This window comes from Streptomyces sp. NPDC002845 (genome assembly GCF_053591955.1).
This window is the reverse complement of sequence record NZ_JBSFUU010000214.1, coordinates 1-1,972: the sequence shown is the minus strand read 5'-3', so window position 1 is coordinate 1,972 and position 1,972 is coordinate 1. Positions and strand designations below refer to the sequence as shown.

Annotated in this window: 2 protein-coding genes; one reads left to right on the top strand and one right to left on the bottom strand. The window is 69.4% G+C overall.

What is annotated here, in order from left to right; all coding sequences use genetic code 11:
- Window positions 1-1,313, top strand: a 1,313-nt coding sequence (locus tag ACWD3C_RS48430; protein ID WP_451155195.1) for an RICIN domain-containing protein, incomplete at its 5' end; no start/stop codon positions are given.
- A 225-nt stretch (window positions 1,314-1,538) separates the two neighbouring features.
- Here the strand turns inward: ACWD3C_RS48430 and ACWD3C_RS48425 are convergent.
- On the bottom strand, window positions 1,539-1,868 hold the full coding sequence (locus ACWD3C_RS48425; RefSeq protein WP_451155193.1) for a hypothetical protein: 330 nt from the start codon (window positions 1,866-1,868) through the stop codon (window positions 1,539-1,541).
- Window positions 1,869-1,972: the final 104 nt, after the last annotated feature.

Sequence of the window (1,972 nt, the reverse complement as noted above, 5' to 3'; positions counted from 1 at the left end):
TGTCGTGGAACTGGGCCACCGGATACGGCGACCTGTGGCGCACCAGCACCGATGTCATCTTCTGGGGCCAGACCCCGACCACCGGCATGATGCTCGCCAACTTCGACAAGGGGCTGCACCCGGCCGCCCAGCACACCGGGTACTACAACGACCCCGACATGCTGATGGTCGGCATGAGCGGCCTGAGTGACGCTCAGAACCGGCTGCACATGGGCCTGTGGGCCATCTCCGGCGCCCCGCTCCTGGCCGGCAACAACGTGGCCACGATGAGCACCGCCACCCGCGACATCCTCACCAACCCCGAGGTCATCGCCATCGACCAGGACCCCCGGGGCCTGCAGGGCGTCAAGGTCGCCGAGGACACCCGCAACCTCCAAGTCTACGGCAAGGTGCTCTCAAGCAAGGGCAAGCGCGCGGTGCTCCTGCTCAACCGCACCGGCTCCGCCGCGAACATGACCGTCCGCTGGGCCGACCTCGGCCTGACCGATGCCCCGGCGTCCGTCCGCAACGTGTGGACCGGCACCAACGCCAGCTCCCACGCCACGAGTTACTCCACCACCGTCCCGGCGAACGACGCCGTCCTGCTCACCGTCTCCGGCACCGAGGAGTCCGGGTCGACGTACGAGGACACCACCACCGCCACCACACCGACCTTCACCGGCGTCACCACCGCCTCCGCCGGCACCAAGCTGGTCGACATCACCTACGCCAACGGCGGCAGCACCGCCCGCAAGGCCACCATCCAGGTCAACGGGCAGTACAAGTACGTCGTGGCCTTCCCGCCGACCGGCTCGGCGACCACCTACCGGACCGTGTCCGTGCTCGCCCACCTGGGCAAGGGCGACAACACCGTGAGCTTCGCAGCCGTCTCCGGCAGCACCGCCCCCGACGTCGACGCCATCCGGGTCCAGGGGATCCCCGGCACCGACGGCGTCGCTCTCGTCGGTTCCGCCTCCAACCGCTGCGTCGACATCGGCAACAACACCATCACCAACGCCACCCAGGCGCAGATCTGGGACTGCGCCGGTGGGCGCAACCAGACCTTCACCCAGACGTCACGCGGCGAGCTCGTCGTCTACGGCAACAAGTGCCTCGACGCCGACAACAACGGCACCACCAACGGCACCAAGGTCATCATCTGGGACTGCAACAACGGCACCAACCAGAAGTGGACCGCCAACTCCGACGGCACCCTCACCAACAACCTCTCAGGCCTCTGCCTGGACGTATCGGGCGCGGCGACCGCCAACGGCACCAAGCTGCTCCTGTGGACCTGCAACGGCCAGACGAACCAGCAGTGGACCCTCAACTGACACCTGTGCTGCCACACCGCCCGTCGCCGACCCGGCCGTCGAACCGGTCCCGGCGACGGGCGGTGTCGCCTGCCGGGCAGCCGCACCGGCCGGAAATCAGTGGGCGGACAGACCGGGCCAGACGGCCGAGGGGCAGTCGCGGTCGGGGTCGGGCAGGCGGATCGGGCGGACGGGAACGGTGCGGGTACGGCACTCCGACACGGCCGTCCACGGGGCGGGGTGACCCTAGTAGCACAGGGTGGTGAGGGCGAAGACGCCGTCGGCATAGACCTCGACGTGTTCGCCGATGGTGAGGATGCGCAGGGTCGCCGCGGGTTCGGTCAGGACCGTCTCGCCCAGCCCGTCCCCGTCCGGGCCGGTGACCCACAGGTTCCTGCCGTCGCAGCCGACGAGCAGGGCCGGACGGTCGCCGTCGGGGGTGTCGGTGTGCAGGGTGGTCTCGACGCGGCCGGTGAGGGTGAGGTCGCCGACCGCGTGCAGGGCGGGCTGTTCCCTCCGGACGTCGTCGCCGCGATCACGTGTCGGACGCTGTTCAGCGAGGTGGAGCGCGGCCATCCTGCCGATGGTGGAGAAGGTGCCGGGACGGCGGTCTTCTCGTGACGCGCGCCCGTTTCGGCGGCTGAAGCCGCAATGAGAGAAACCTGTCAACGAGCCCAGGA